The 13,302-nt window shown below is 70.0% G+C and carries 15 protein-coding genes; 7 read left to right on the forward strand and 8 right to left on the reverse strand.

Annotation, left to right across the window (positions count from 1 at the left end; genetic code table 11):
* Window positions 1-28 precede the first annotated feature (28 nt).
* Complete coding sequence (locus ACSHXN_RS35265) at window positions 29-928, forward strand: LysR family transcriptional regulator (RefSeq protein WP_356292307.1); 900 nt, start codon at window positions 29-31, stop codon at window positions 926-928.
* A gap of 243 nt (window positions 929-1,171) precedes the next feature.
* On the opposite strand, the gene ACSHXN_RS35270 is transcribed toward ACSHXN_RS35265, so the two are convergent.
* Both ACSHXN_RS35270 and ACSHXN_RS35275 read right to left on the reverse strand, forming a co-directional pair.
* A complete protein-coding gene (locus tag ACSHXN_RS35270) occupies window positions 1,172-1,342 on the reverse strand; it encodes a hypothetical protein (RefSeq protein WP_355130470.1) in 171 nt (56 codons plus the stop codon).
* 665 nt (window positions 1,343-2,007) lie between these two features.
* Window positions 2,008-3,126 (reverse strand): FAD-dependent oxidoreductase, encoded by a 1,119-nt coding sequence (locus ACSHXN_RS35275; protein WP_438305019.1) that lies wholly within the window; start codon window positions 3,124-3,126, stop codon window positions 2,008-2,010.
* A 53-nt stretch (window positions 3,127-3,179) separates the two neighbouring features.
* On the opposite strand from ACSHXN_RS35275, the gene ACSHXN_RS35280 reads away from it, so the two are divergent.
* Entirely contained in the window at window positions 3,180-3,872 is a 693-nt protein-coding gene (locus ACSHXN_RS35280; protein WP_356292306.1) for a TetR/AcrR family transcriptional regulator, read from the forward strand.
* A gap of 410 nt (window positions 3,873-4,282) precedes the next feature.
* Here the strand turns inward: ACSHXN_RS35280 and ACSHXN_RS35285 are convergent, their stop codons facing one another.
* Together ACSHXN_RS35285 and ACSHXN_RS35290 are read right to left on the reverse strand one after the other, a co-directional pair.
* The gene (locus tag ACSHXN_RS35285) at window positions 4,283-5,479 is read right to left on the reverse strand and encodes an FAD-dependent oxidoreductase (RefSeq protein WP_438305022.1); all 1,197 of its coding nucleotides are present in this window, start codon (window positions 5,477-5,479) and stop codon (window positions 4,283-4,285) included.
* Window positions 5,476-5,997 (reverse strand): hypothetical protein, encoded by a 522-nt coding sequence (locus ACSHXN_RS35290; RefSeq protein WP_438305024.1) that lies wholly within the window; start codon window positions 5,995-5,997, stop codon window positions 5,476-5,478. Before ACSHXN_RS35290 ends, ACSHXN_RS35285 begins: the two co-directional genes overlap by 4 nt.
* A 102-nt stretch (window positions 5,998-6,099) precedes the next feature.
* On the opposite strand from ACSHXN_RS35290, the gene ACSHXN_RS35295 reads away from it, so the two are divergent.
* The 3 genes from ACSHXN_RS35295 to ACSHXN_RS35305 all read left to right on the forward strand — a co-directional run bounded on the left by ACSHXN_RS35295 (window position 6,100) and on the right by ACSHXN_RS35305 (window position 7,725).
* A complete protein-coding gene (locus ACSHXN_RS35295) occupies window positions 6,100-6,759 on the forward strand; it encodes a PadR family transcriptional regulator (RefSeq protein ID WP_355130458.1) in 660 nt (219 codons plus the stop codon).
* Window positions 6,760-6,938: 179 nt separating this feature from the next.
* Entirely contained in the window at window positions 6,939-7,289 is a 351-nt protein-coding gene (locus tag ACSHXN_RS35300; RefSeq protein WP_356108930.1) for a hypothetical protein, read from the forward strand.
* Window positions 7,290-7,377: 88 nt separating this feature from the next.
* A complete protein-coding gene (locus ACSHXN_RS35305) occupies window positions 7,378-7,725 on the forward strand; it encodes a hypothetical protein (protein ID WP_356108927.1) in 348 nt (115 codons plus the stop codon).
* A gap of 244 nt (window positions 7,726-7,969) precedes the next feature.
* Here ACSHXN_RS35305 and ACSHXN_RS35310 read toward each other — a convergent pair whose 3' ends face one another.
* Complete coding sequence (locus tag ACSHXN_RS35310) at window positions 7,970-9,232, reverse strand: hypothetical protein (RefSeq protein WP_356292301.1); 1,263 nt, start codon at window positions 9,230-9,232, stop codon at window positions 7,970-7,972.
* A complete protein-coding gene (locus tag ACSHXN_RS35315; protein WP_355130576.1) occupies window positions 9,229-10,413 on the reverse strand; it encodes a HesA/MoeB/ThiF family protein in 1,185 nt (394 codons plus the stop codon). The genes ACSHXN_RS35310 and ACSHXN_RS35315 overlap by 4 nt, the downstream gene beginning before the upstream one ends.
* Window positions 10,414-10,519: 106 nt before the next feature.
* Between ACSHXN_RS35315 and ACSHXN_RS35320 the strand changes: the two genes are divergently transcribed.
* The gene (locus ACSHXN_RS35320) at window positions 10,520-10,645 is read left to right on the forward strand and encodes a hypothetical protein (RefSeq protein ID WP_355130450.1); all 126 of its coding nucleotides are present in this window, start codon (window positions 10,520-10,522) and stop codon (window positions 10,643-10,645) included.
* Between the two features lie 11 nt (window positions 10,646-10,656).
* Entirely contained in the window at window positions 10,657-12,069 is a 1,413-nt protein-coding gene (locus ACSHXN_RS35325) for a M14 family zinc carboxypeptidase (RefSeq protein ID WP_438305028.1), read from the forward strand.
* A 32-nt stretch (window positions 12,070-12,101) separates the two neighbouring features.
* On the opposite strand, the gene ACSHXN_RS35330 is transcribed toward ACSHXN_RS35325, so the two are convergent.
* Both ACSHXN_RS35330 and ACSHXN_RS35335 read right to left on the reverse strand, forming a co-directional pair.
* Entirely contained in the window at window positions 12,102-12,368 is a 267-nt protein-coding gene (locus tag ACSHXN_RS35330; RefSeq protein WP_356292299.1) for a hypothetical protein, read from the reverse strand.
* Window positions 12,369-12,587: 219 nt separating this feature from the next.
* Entirely contained in the window at window positions 12,588-13,268 is a 681-nt protein-coding gene (locus tag ACSHXN_RS35335; protein ID WP_355130444.1) for a GntR family transcriptional regulator, read from the reverse strand.
* Window positions 13,269-13,302 lie beyond the last annotated feature (34 nt).

The following is a 13,302-nucleotide window of genomic DNA, read 5'->3' on the forward strand; positions in this document are numbered from 1 at the left end:
CACAGTCATGAAGGAGAACGATGGATGAGTGGACCTTCAGCAACTGCGCTACGTCGTCGCCGTCGCCGACACCCTCAACTTCACCCGTGCCGCGGAGCGCTGCCAGGTCGTGCAGTCCGCGCTGAGCCACCGGATCGCGGCGCTGGAGCGGGAGGTGGGGGTCCGGCTGTTCGCCCGGTCGAGCCGCCGGGTCGAACTGACCGGCGCGGGCGCCGCGTTTCTCGTGGGCGCGCGCGAGTGCCTGGCCGCCGCCGACCGTGCGGTGGCCGACGCCGCGGCCGCGGCCGGTGTGGTGCGCGGGCGGCTCGCCGTCGGCGTGATCGTGACCACGGCCGCCGTCGACGTACCGGAGGTGCTGCAGCGGTACCGTGCCCGGCATCCGGACGTCCGTGTCGTCCTGCGGTCCGGGCGCAGCGACGACCTGGCGGCGGCGATCCGGGCCGGGGAGCTGGACATCGCCTTTCTCGGCCTGCCGGAAGGCGAGCGGCCTGCCGGACTGGAGACCGTCGTCCTCGATCACGACCGGCATGTGCTGGTGGTGTCGGCCGGGCACCGGCTGGCGGGCGCCTCCGGGGTCGCGCTGACGGAGATCACCGACGAGACGTTTGTGGACTTCGTGGCCGGGACACCTGCCCGCGCCCAGTCCGACCGGGCGTTCGCGACCGCCGGTCTGGTCCGCGACGTCGCGTACGAGGCGGGCATGGTCGAGCTGATCACACGGTTGGTCGCGCGCGGACTGGGCGTCGCGCTGCTTCCGGAGGCGTTCATCCGACCGCTCGCCGAGGACGATCCCCGACTGGCCCTGATCCCGGTGGCCGATGGGCCGCGCCGCCTGGAGTACCTGGCCTGGAGCCGCTTCAACCCCAGCCCGGCCACCCGCGCGATGCTCGACGTCCTCGGTGTCAGCCAGCCGTCGCCACGGTCCTAGTCGACGGCTGAACACACTTGTTCGTCCTGCGTCCCGGCGACAAGCGTCCCGCCTCGTACGGGAAGGCCTGGGCACTGGGGACTGCGCCGGCGGTCACCGCAAGTGCGGGGAGCGCGCCGGGAGCCGGAGGGCGGGTGGCGCAACGTCACCTTGTTTCGCGCCGTGCGGGCCCTGGGGCGGTTCATCGCGTGGGGTGACCTTGCCCGGGAGGAGGTTGAGGAGGTTCGTGCGAGCGTGGAGCCACTACCGGATGATGTGCCGGTGTGCCCGCCGCCAATTCGCTCCCATGAGCACGAAGTCGGCCACGAAGATCACGGCGCCGATGATCAGAAGATAGAAGAGTCCCTGCATCAGTGCGCCGACGAGTCCCAGGGCGATCGCCACAAGTATGAAGAACAGGAAGAGTGCCACCATGGCTGTTCACTTCTTTCCGTCCGGTGATCGGCAGAGTGAAGCGGCGTCCGCGGACGGCGACGGACTCACAGAGCCTGTCGTAGCTTGCAGCCTGCAAGGAACTCCGTGCCCTCCACCTTACTCCCAATGGCCTTGACCTGGCCTTTTCCTTCGGCGCCGCCTTCTCGACCCGGGGCTGGTTCAGGGCGTGTCCAGGGGCTGCGGGGGTTCGGCGGCCGGGAGGGATCCTTGAGCAGCGCTGCGTGGGTCAGTGCCGCGCACGCCAGGTCGTAGTCGACAACCAACCACCCGTACAGGCCGGTGGGCAGCGCCGACCGGTGCAACGGGCCGTGCCGGCGCAGCGCCTCGCAGCGGCGCGGTGCATCTGCCGTGAAGCCGGCATCGGCGGAGCGGGCACGGTGACGTCGCCGTTCAGGCCATGTGTGTCGGCCAGTCACATCGCCCGGCGTCCGTCGAGTTCACACCGGTCATTGAGCCCGCTGTCCGGCTGAATACCTGCCGACGCCCAGACGCGGGTCTCTTCGCGAGCCGCTCAGCGCTTCGAGACGGGACGGGCGTCCGTGTGTTCGTCTGACGGTGGTATTGCCGGAAGGGACTGCCGTGGTGCCGTACGGTCCCGTGAAGCCGCGGCGAGCTGTTTATGCCGGTGCTCTCGCTCTTGGCCGTCAGGACGGCTGGACTTGGTCGAAGAGGGCGAGTGCTTCGGCGGGGTCCGGGCTGACGAGGCGTTCCAGACCGGCCGTCGTGATCTTCGCCCACTTGCCGGCCCGCGCCCACATCTGTTCCTCGAAGGCGCGGACGGCCTCGTCCAGATCTTCAGGGTCGGAGGCGATGGACTCGGCGAGTTCGGCGCCTTCCAGCATCGCGAGGTTCGCGCCCGCCCCCAAGGGGGGCATCAGATGGGCGGCGTCGCCCAGTAGCGTCACCCCGAAGACATGGGTCCAGGTATGGGACACGGGCAGGACGTAGAGGGGGCGGTGGACGAAGGCGGTGCCGTGGCGGAGGAGGTCGAGGACGGGAGCGGCCCAGCCGTCGAACAGAGCCAGCAGGCTCGATCGCACGGCCTCGACGTCGGCCAGGTCCAGGTTCGTGTGCCAGTCCAGCGGCGCGCGGAACTGGGCGTGCACCTTGACGTGGCCGCCGCTGTTGCGCTGGGCGACGAGCGCGCGGTTCACGCCGTACACAGCCATGGAACCGTCGCCGACCAACCGGGCGAGGCCAGGGTGGCGGGTGTCGACGTCGTCGAGGGAGGTCTCGACCGAGGTGACGCCGGTGTAGTGCGGCGTCACGGACGAGACTGCCGGGCGGATCCGGGACCAGGCGCCGTCCGCGCCGACCACGAGGTCGAACGTCTCCTGTCGCCCGTCCGCGAACCGGACCAGTACGCCGTCCCGGGTCCCCGGCACCACCTGCGTCACGCCCCGCCCCCACTGGACGTCGAGAGGGCCGAGCAGCAGATCACGGAGTTGCCCGCGGTCGACCTCGGGATTGGCCCGGTCATCTGGACGGGGTCGCCAGTCGCGCAGGACCGTCCCGGCCGTGTCCAGGATGCGCATGGCCTGCCCCTCGGGACGGGACAGCGCCTGGAACTCCGCCAGCAGCCCCGCCTTCTTCAGGGCGAGCTGGCCCAGCCCTTCGTGCAGGTCCAGCGTGCCGCCCGGGGGACGGGCGTCGGGGGCGGGATCGCGTTCGAGGACGGTGACAGGGTGACCATGGCGGTGCAGGACACGCGCGCAGGTAAGGCCGGCTGGGCCGGTCCCGACCACGGCGATACGATGGCTCATGGCGATACACTGTATTGCGGCGATACGGTGCATCGCAAGAGTACGGTGTGACCATGACTGTGTGGGACCGGCCGGAGCCGCCGACTCGCCCCGTGCCGCTCGACCGGGAGCGGATCGTAGCCGCCGCCGTCGCGCTGGCCGACGAGGGCGGGCTGGAGGCGGTGTCGTTGCGCAAGGTCGCCGGCCGGCTGGACGTCGGCCCGATGCGGCTGTACGGATACATCTCCACCAAGGAGGAGCTGTTCGACCTCATGGTGGACGAGGTCCAGGCCGAGATTCTCCCCGAGGAGCAGCCCGGTGACTGGCGGGAGGCGCTGCGCGTCCTCGCCCACCGCACCAGGCAGGCCGCTCTCCGCCACGCATGGCTGGCCGACCTGCTCGGCGGCCGCCCGACCCTGGGCCCGAACGGCCTCGCCGTGACCGAGGCCACGCTCGCCGCCCTCGACGGCCTCGCCGACATCGACACCGTGATGCGCGCCGTGGAAACCGTCAGCGCTTACTCCACTGGCGCGATCAGGCGCGAGATCGCGAACCTGCGGGCCGAGCGCGCCACGGGCCTGTCCAAACGCGACTGGCAGCGCGCCTCCGGACCGCACGTGACGAGAATGTTGGCAACGGGCCGCTTCCCGGCGCTGGCCAAGGCCGTGTACGACGGCACGGACGTGGACGCCGAGGCATCCTTCGCGACCGGCCTGGACTGGGTCCTCGACGCCGTGGCCGACAAAATCACCCGGCCGTCGGCGTGACGCTTCGCACTTGCGGAATGTGAGCGGGGTCGTGGCCGGTGTCCACGGGCCGTGCGGGCATGCGCCGCCGCCACGTCATGACGATGGAGTTGCCCTCGGGGCGCCGGGAGCGCCCGCTTCGTGGGTCGGGTCGTGCGCGTGCTGCAATCCGGCGCCCGAACGCGACCGCGGGCTGTGGGACATCCTCGACGAACTCCGGGAACGAGCCCTCCGACTCGGAGATCTTCGAACCGTTCTCGCTTCCGAGCCTGACCCGTACGGCCCGACGAGGCGGCCGACGACCGGGAATCGGGAAGCCTGAACGCCCGAAGGTTCGTCAGGAGTTGGCTTCCGCCCAGCCGGCCGCCGGTGCGCGATTCCCGGCTCCGGAAGGGACAGGTCTTCTTCCCTGTGGAAGCGGTCCGCCCTCCTCAGGCGGGCACCACCGGGGCGTCCCAGTCGATGCGGTACCGGTGCGTCCAGCCGAACATCCTCTCCGGCGTCAGGAACGTGCGCGTCGCCAGTGGCATCAGCAGGGCCGTGATCTTGGTCGCGACCGGGCCCATCGACTTCTGGCTGTTGGTCTTCGCGGCCTGGGCCGCGACCTTCTCCACCCTGCCCCGTCTCAGGTGCTCGTACGTCGCGAACGCCGCGCCCACGTCAGGGATGTCCCGCAGACACCGCGCCAACTGCACCGCGCTCTCGACCGCGAGGGACGCGCCCTGCCCCGAGCTGGAGGACGGCGCGTGGGCCGCGTCGCCGACCAGGACCATCCGTCCCCGGTGCCAGGCGGGCACCGAAGGCAGGATCTCCAGCCCTCCGAAGGTGAGGAGTTCGTCGTCGCCGGTGCCCCGGAGCAGATCGCGGCCGGGCACGTCCCCGGCGAACTTCTCCCGCAGGATCCGCATCCACGCGGCCGACGGCGTCGCACGGGCCTGCTCCGCACTGAGCGGCTCTTCGTACGGCAGGTTGCCGAACCAGGCGGTGCCTCCGCCCGGCACCGGCCAGTAGCCGAGGAACGCGTGCTCGCCGAAGGAGAAGTACATGGTGTCCGGCCGCGCCCGAGGGACCTCCGCCTTCGAGTGCGCGCCGAAGCCGAGCAGGCCGGTGTACCGGGGGCCGGGCGCTGCCGGGTCGATCAGCCGCCGGACCGTCGACCGGATACCGTCGGCCCCGACCAGCACGTCCGCGGTCACCCGGGTCCCGTCGGTGAACTCGGCGGTGACGCCCGCCGGGGTTTCCTCGGCGCCGGCCAACCGCTTGCCGTACACGGTCTGCACGCCCGCCGCGGCGGCACGCTCGCGCACCGCTTGGTACAGGTCGGCACGCCACATCACCTGGCTGGGCGGCAGACCCGTCAGGCCCGCGAACTCGCCCATCCGCCGGCCCCGTCCATCGGTCATGACCATGCGGTGGATCGGCTGACCGGCCAAGCCGTCGTCCACACCGGCGACTTCGAGGGCGCTGAGCCCGTTGGGTGCGACCATCAGCATGCCGCCGAGGCCGTCCGCCGTGTTCTTGTAGGCCTCGTAGACGGTCGCCTCGATGCCGGCTCTACGGAGTGCGAGGGCCGTTACCGGTCCGGCGATGCCGCCTCCGATGACCGCCGCCGTCTTGATCGCACTCATGTGTCTGTTCCTTTCCCGTGCCTGGGTCGGATGGTCAGCGGGCGTGCCGGGTCGTCGACGGTCGGGTGACCGCCCGTCCTGTGGGCGAGCCGCAGGTCCTGGAGGTAGGCGCGGGAGCACATGGCGCTGAGGAGCGCGATGCCACCGCGATGGACGCGGACCTCGCTGTCGGTTGCGACACCGGTCAGACGGATCCGACGGGCGCCGGTGAGGGCCGGTTGCGCGGTGGTCCGGCCCTGCGTGTCCTTGACCTTGCCGCGGGCGGTCCACCGCAGGTCCCAGTGCTCGACGACGGCGTCGTCCGGCACCAGCAGCTTGACCGTGGTGCGCTGGAGTTCCAGGCGCAGCTCGATGTCGTCGGGCAGGTCCGGGGAGCGCAGGTCGAGTACGGCCAGACCCCGGCGGGCGCGCACCTGGATATGTGCGGCGCGGGTCCAGTTGCCCAGCCGCTTGGTCACGGTGTGGTCGGCGTGGACGCGCTCGGTGGCGGCGGTCGTCTCAGTGCTGGTGGTGGTCATCTCCGTGGTCTCCGTCCGTTCGTGGCCCTTGTCGCTTCCTCTCGATAGTTGCAGTGCAACTAGTCTCATGTCAACTAGTTTCAGCGTGGGTAGTATGCGAGCATGAGCACCCCGCCCCGTAGTTCCCCGCTGGCGCTGACCGTGCTGGCCCTGTTGCACTTCCAGCCGCTCCACCCGTACGGGATCCAGAGATTGATCAAGCAGTGGGGCAAGGACGAGGTCGTCAATGTCGGCCAGCGCGCGAGCCTCTACCGGACGATCGACCGGCTCCTCGCAACGGGCCTGGTCACGGTCCGGGAGACCGGCCGCGACCAGCAGTACCCCGAGCGGACGGTGTACGAGCTGACCGACGCGGGGCGCTCGACCATGCGTGTCTGGCTCGACGAGATGCTGGCCGCGCCGAAACAGGAGTTCCCGCAGTTCCCCGCCGCGTTGTCGTTCGTCCTCATGCTCGCCCCGGAGGAGGCCCTCGACGTGCTGGAACAGCGCGCCGCGACCCTCGCGCAGACGCTTGACGCGCACGACAAGTCCTTGGCGGAGCAGACGGAGGTCCACGGCCTGCCGCGGGTGACCACACTCGAAGAGGAGTATCTGCGTGCGATGACCGCCGCAGAACTGGACTGGATCCGCGCCGTCACGGACGATCTGCGCAGCGGTCGGCTCAGCTGGAGTTTCGAGGAGCTGGCCGGTTTCGCCCAGAGCACGGGGCAGCAGGCCCTGGCCGGTCGAACGCCCTCGGAGCCGCACCTCGACCCACAGTGACCGCACGCCGTACATGGTTCGATGGGTCGGGCCGCCGAGCGATGCCGTGATCAACCGTCACAGTCGTTCGTACAGTGGCGTACTCCACCTTGGGTTCTGACGCCGGAGGCCGGCTGCCGGCCGCGCGATAGGCTCACCGGCCGTACAGACAGGGCTCAGAGGGTTGAGGGGGAGGAACCGTGCAGCTCACGGTGCACTGGGCGGACCTATGGGTGCCCGCTTCGATGATCATCCTGAGCGTCGTCCTCAGCTTGGTGACTCGTCGGAGGCGGCACAGGCGGCAGACAGCAGTCAGGCGGGGCTCACGGACTCACTGGGAATGGCTGCCGTTCATGTTCGGGCTGACCACGGCGCTCGGAGAGCTTTCGCTCCTTCTTGACCTGCCCGATCCCTGGACCACGATCATTGACGTGATCGCCCGTGCGTTCGCCCTCACCACTGTGTTCATGGTCTTCCGGACGGCTTTCATCCTTTTCGTGCGCGGCACTCGGCGGGTGTTCCGACGCCGAGGAGTGGACACCGGCATCTGACGGCAACTGCCGCGGATGCTGGAACGCTGGGGGCAGTCGGCGCCTCTCGGATGACATCAGTGGCTGACAGAACAGCAGTCCCAGGCATGTGCCTACCCGTGTTGACAGAGGCCGACGGCTTCTCGGCCTGATCAAGGCCTCCACCGCCACGGGAGCCGTGTGCTATCTGCTCGGCCGGCTTCAGGTCGTCTTCGCCTTCCCGTCGCATGCATGTCCCGATTACCTGGAGATGCGCCCCACCGTCCACGTCGATCGCTACGCGGACGGCGTTTTCCCACTGCAGGCCACCTGCTACTGGGACAACGGTGAGCAGAAGGAACTCGTGAGCAGCTGGATCAACCCACTCCTGTTCACCTGTATGGCCGTAGTGACCAGCTGCCTGGTGATGCTGGCAGCCCGCACATACCGCCGCTGCCGGCAAGGGCACACGCGTTGAGCGACACCGCCCACCGTAAGGACATCACCCGACCGGGCCGTCACACTCGGACCCATGCTCACCGCCATCCCTACGACAGCGGCTTCTGAAGGCAAACCTCGTGGCGGTGTGCACGGTAAGTACACGCCGCCCGTGACCGCACAGCGTGATCCGAACCAGTGCCTCGGGTCGTATGCCCCGTACGTTGTGACGGCACTTTCCTGAGCGGGTCCCGCCGGATCCCACCGATGCCGAAGGAGGGTCCTCACCCTCGCGAACCACCCCGGGCGTTGCCCGAACCATCCAGGCGAGCCCTTCGGTTGCGCCACCACGTCACCACCCACAGGATGTTCACCCCGCCCAGCGTGACCAGAACGGCCACCGAGTCCGCCCGGACCGCGAGACCGTGTCCCGGCCCGAGTCCCCGTACCGCGCGGGCCAGGAGGGTGAGGTCGGCGGGGAGGGTGACGGCGGCCATGAACGCCAGGCAGAGCACGGTGCCGATGACCAGGGCGACGCTGTAGATGCGGACGGCCCGGCGCTCGTGCGCGGGCAGCCGGCCGCTGGGATCAGCGTCCCCGGCCCCATCGGCAGGGAGTGCTCGTGTCGCCCTTCGGAACACGTACCGCGCGTAGGCCCGTCCGTCGCCGTAGAGGTTCCGGCAGCCGGTGAGGTCCTGGAGGACGAAGTAGAGGTCAGTGCGGGTGAACACCATGAGCTGGAAGGGCAGCGGCATCAGCGCCAGCAGCAGAGCGGCGGCGAGCAGTCGGTGAGCTGCCGTACCGGGGGCCGTCGCGTTGAGGAGCAGGACGACGGTCGAGGCGACGGACAGATTCAGGGCGATACCGGCCAGGTAGGCAGTCAACCGGTGCTGTCGGCGGGCGAGTTCGATGCCGCTGATGTCGGTCTGCATCACGAGGAACTGAAGCCGCGTGCCCAGCCGGATACGCCCCGGCACACCCGCCGCGCGCGCGGTGGCCAAGTGCGCCAGCTCGTGGGCCAGTACGAGCGTCCACCCGGCTGCGGCCCCGCTCAGCAGCACCAGGCTCCCGTGCGGACTCCACAGCAAATCCCGATAGTTAGGCAGCAGTTCGGGACGCCGGACCAGGACCACCACGGCGGCGGCAAGCAGCGCTACGACGGTGAAGGCGAGTGCCGGGTGCAGAGTGAAGCGGACGTGTCGCGGGCGGAGCCACGGCAGCGAAGGGCGCGGTGTCGCACGGTCCGCAAGCGTACGGTCCCCGATCCGTGCCACGAACCCCAGCGCGGCCAGGTCCGAGACGAAGTCCGCGATCTCGAAGTCCTCACCTGTCTCCTCGTGCAGCGTCCGCGCCGTACGGCCTACGCTCAGCCCGGCAGCGAGCAGTTCGACGGCTCGCGCACCGACGTCCGGAAGAGCGACGAAGGTCTGAGTCGCCATCCGGCCGACGATCCACTCGTCCCGGTCCCGCCGCACCGCGAGGTCGTGCAGCACCACGTGCGCCGACGGCTCGACAGGGCGAGCGCCGTCGGTCACCGCATCGCTCACGAGGGTTCCGCAACGGGGGAGTCGGCACTGGACTGCGCACCGCATGCGGGGCAGTCGGGACGTGGATCCGAGCGTTGCATGATCGGATCACCGGGGACCATGAGGTTGAGGCCGAACCGGTAACCGGGGTCGGTCGGCGGGATGCCGCACAGCAGCGCGATGGCCGCGTGCGCCAGCAGACCGCCCGACAGGCCCGCCGTCACGGCGTTGACCGGGTTCCACGGCATACGGGGCGACGCCACGTCCTCGTCCTGACCGGGTCCGAGCCGCAGATCCCGCCGCTCGGCCTCCGCGATGCGCAGGCACTCCCAGCACGCGCCCCGGCCCGGCGCGAAGACCCCGACGCTCACCAGCGGACCCCGGTAACCGGCCTCCGCCCACGGCATTCCGGCGCCCAGGCAGACCTCATTGGCCCATCTGCGGATCACGGCGGGCCGGTCGGCGGCAAGCAGGAGCAGATCGTACGCGGCCCCGGCCCCGTCTCCGCCCACCCCGCTCGACAGCAGCCCCGCCAGGTCCCCCGGCCCGCGCACTTCGCGCCGCTCACCGGTGACCGTGACCGCCGAGTTGAGTGCCCGCAGCACCCCCAGTGCCGCGTCGACTTTGGGCGTTCCGAGGTCACGCTCGCCGTACAGCGTCTGCCGGTTGAGGTTGGACAGCTCGACAACGTCCGGGTCCACACAGTGCAGTGCGCCGACGCCGGAGGCAACGAGGTCCCGTGCGGCGGCTCCGCCGGTGCCGCCGACGCCGATCAGCAGGACGCGGGCGCGGCGCAGTCGGGCCTGCGGCTCCCAGGAACTCTCCCTCGGTCGCAGGTCCATCCAGCGCAGCAGCGTCATTCCTCTGCTGTACCGCTCCCGTTCCGCCGCGGACAGCTCGGGCGGCGGCGCGGCATCGGCGTCCTCCACGAACCCGGCCTCGGTCAGATCGGCCATCACCTGGCGGATGTCCGCGGCCGGCACACCCAACTCGGTGTGCCGCAGGAGGACTTCCGTGACGATCTCCGAGGGGTCCCGCGTGCCGTCCATTGCCTCGACCAGGGTCCAGACCCATCCGTCGGGGTCTTTGACCTCGGAACCGATGCCGTAGACGACGCTTCCGATCCTGATGTGACCGTCCACCGTTCGGTAGGCCCGGTGCTCCGGCTTGATCCGGGGCCGCCGCATCACTCGCACCGTCATCTTCACGCCAATCTCGTCAACACCGGCTTGTCCAGCGGCAACAGTGATTGACAACGGTGACGGCTCACGCGAACTCTGGCAAGAGCACGTCGACCCTGCGCGGCCCATGCGGACCCCGCGCACACCGATCAGTCTCACGGAAGGACACGACATGGCGAAGAGCAAGATCGAGATCCGGCCGCTGGACAAGAAGGAGACCACTGGCGAGAGCGGCGGCAACGGCGGCTCCTGATCGGACACGCATTGAACGACCGTTACCTCACGGTTGCGGAAGTCACCGATTCGGCACGGCAGTTGGTCTCGCGGTTCCCCGGAACCGCACGACTGCGCCGGATCGGGACATCCCGTGAGGGCCGTCCGCTCCTTATGCTGTCCGTCGGGCACGGCCCTCACCACGCCCTGGTGGTCGCAGGACCGCATCCGGACGAGCGGGCGGCGGCCGGCACGGCCCTCGCGGTGGCGAAGTCGGCGGCACGAGGCGACCGGCTCTCCGCCGCAACCGACCCGTCGCTGGTCACCTGGGACATCGTCCTGTGCCTTGACCCGGACGGTGCTGCCCTCGCGGAGGCGGGAGCCCACGCCGGCCGTGGTCTCGGACGCGACTTCGATCCCGTATCCGTACCCGACCTCGGAAGCGGTTCCGGACCGGGATTCGGGCCAGGTCTCGGCCCGGGCTCCGCCAAGACACCCGCCAGCCTGGCAAGCTACTACCGCACCGCCTACCGCCCCGTGGCCGCCGAGCAACCCGAATGGGCCCCCGTCGCCGCTCACCCGATCCCGGAGACCCTTGCCCTCCTCGGCGTGATCGACGAACTGCGCCCGTTCGTCCAGTGTTCCCTGCACAGCACCGATGTGGGGGGAAGCTGGGTCCAGTTGACCCGCGACCTCCCCGGTCTGGCCGTCCCCTTCCGTGAGTCGGCCGAGGCGGTCGGCATCCCCCTCCAGCGGGGCACCTACGACGCCCTGTACTGGGAGAACCCCAGTCCCGCGATCTACGTCCTGCCCCCGCCGGACAGCGCGGTACGCCTGGCGGCCGGGTCGCAGGACATCGCCCGCTCCACCTGGTGCGCACCTCAGCACCATGGCGGCGTCACCGCCATCGTCGAAGTACCCATCTGGGCCACCCCCATGGTCGCGGACACCACCCCGGAACCGGAGGCCGCCCGCACCCTCAGTGACCTGGCCGACCTGGTGCGCGACGGCGGCCGACAGGTCACCGCGGTCCTCGGCAAGGCCCGCGGCTTCCTGCCCCCACCCGAGACCGACCCCCTCCGCCGCGTACTGGAGTGGATGGCCGCCGGCCTCTACGACCTGGTCGCCACCTCCTGGCAACCCCTGGCGCAGCAGGCCGCCGCCGCGAAAACCCCCGATGACCCACGCCATCTGACGAGGGCCCAGGTCACCACCCTGGACATCGTGGCCCGACGCCAACCCCTGAGGGCGGCGGGCCTCCTGCTGCGCCTGCTCGAAGCGTCGGACAACTCCGCCGCCCCTGCCCTCCACGACGAACTGAACGGCCTCTTCGCCACCTGGTGCGCGGATTTCGAGACCGCCGTGCACCCACGCCCCGTCCCCGTGCACGCCCAGGTGGCCCACCAGACCCGTACGGCAGTGGCAGCGGTGGAGTGCGCACTGAAGGCCCTCGGTCCGGACTGAAGACCTGGGGTCGCCGCACCCACCGTCAAAGCTCACCGCGACGTCGAAGGCCCCCGAACTCCGAAGGCCGCCTTGTCGAAGCCCGGTGCGGCCTCGGAGGGCGCTGTGGTCGGCGACGGGCCGAGCAGGGTGATGCCGTGCACGCGCTGCGCCTGCTCGACGTGTGCCCGGGAGGCGCAGCCGGAATCGACGACATGCTCGGCGGGCACCAGGTGCCGCTCGGCGAGCTTGTCGTGGTTGGTGCCGGTGAGCTCGACGACCTGGACGATGGATCCTGCGCACCGGGTCCGATCGCACACCGGAGATGACAGGAACCGGCCACTGACTGCGTGTGCGGCACGGCCCTGACACCGTGCCGCACGGGGACCCCACTCGCTCTGTCGGCAACAGACCGGGCAGAGAGGACCCACCGCGAAAAGAATGGGCTTCGACGCCCGAGTCAGGATCGGCTGAAGCCCTGACCGCGTCGACGAACCGGCCGCCGGTTCACCGCTTGACCGCACATCGGTGGCATGAAGTCACTGCTGCCGGGGCTTCTCCTGTGGTTCCTGTAGTTCGAGGTAGCGCCGCAGTGCCTGGCCTGCTTCACGGACGTGGCGTCGGATGTGGCGCTCCGCGGCACGGGGGTCACCCTTTCCGATCGCCTCCAAAATGGCCTCGTGCTCATCGACAGCGACGGACAGTCGGCCGGGGGCCCGCGCGGAAAGACGGTTGCCCAGGCGCACCTGAGCGATGAGGTTCTCTGCTATGGGGATGAGCCGTCGGCTGCCTGAGCCCTCCCAGATGAGGCGGTGGAACTCGAGGTCCAGTTCTCCGTAGCGGTTCAGGTTGTTCGCTTCGATGGCCGCTCGCTGTTCCGCCAGTAGCTGACGCAGTTGTGTGGCGATCCGGTCGTGATCCGATGCCACGGCCGTCCGGCGCGCCGCGAGGCCGTCGACGGCCTCCCGCAGCTCGTACAGTTCCAGTAGGTCGTCCGTGCCGGCTTCGGGGACGAAGTAGCCGCGGTGCGGAACGGCGATGAGGAAGCCTTCGCGTTCCAGCGCGGCGAGGGCGGTCTTGATGGGGGTTGGGCTGAGGCCGAGTTTTTCGGTCAGGGGGCGGACGGTGACGCGGGAGCCCGGGGTGAGGGAGCCGTCGAGGATGGCCGCCCGCACGTGGTCGTAGGCGGCGTTCAGCAAGGTGTGGCGCGGGACGGTCATGATCGCCGGTTCCCCCCTCTGTCTCCGTGTGTGT

This window comes from Streptomyces sp. HUAS TT11, assembly GCF_051553595.1.
In the GTDB taxonomy this organism is placed as follows: Bacteria; Actinomycetota; Actinomycetes; order Streptomycetales; family Streptomycetaceae; genus Streptomyces.